This window comes from Streptomyces capoamus (genome assembly GCF_014654935.1).
Taxonomy (GTDB): domain Bacteria; phylum Actinomycetota; class Actinomycetes; order Streptomycetales; family Streptomycetaceae; genus Streptomyces; species Streptomyces capoamus.
This window is the reverse complement of sequence record NZ_BNBF01000018.1, coordinates 179,744-180,035: the sequence shown is the minus strand read 5'-3', so window position 1 is coordinate 180,035 and position 292 is coordinate 179,744. Positions and strand designations below refer to the sequence as shown.

Genomic DNA, 292 nt, shown 5'->3' with positions numbered 1-292 from the left:
ACCGCGCCGGCATCGCCACCAGCTACCACCAGCTCGGCATCATCGCCGAGCTGCGGGGGGACTACCAGCAGGCCGAGAAACGCTACCGCGCCTCCCTCACCATCAAGGAGGAGCTCGGCGACCGCGCCGGCATCGCCTCCAGCTACCACCAGCTCGGCATGATCGCGCAGCTACAGGGGGACTACCAGCAGGCCGAGGATCGCTACCGCGCCTCCCTCACCATCAAGGAGGAGCTCGGCGATCGCGCCGGCATCGCCTCCAGCTACCACCAGCTCGGCATGATCGCGCAGGC

1 protein-coding gene is annotated in these 292 nt (G+C 68.8%); it reads left to right on the top strand.

The features are described 5' to 3' along the window. Positions 1–292 (top strand): tetratricopeptide repeat protein (locus IE312_RS26480; protein WP_189984843.1); only part of this gene is annotated, 292 nt, incomplete at both ends.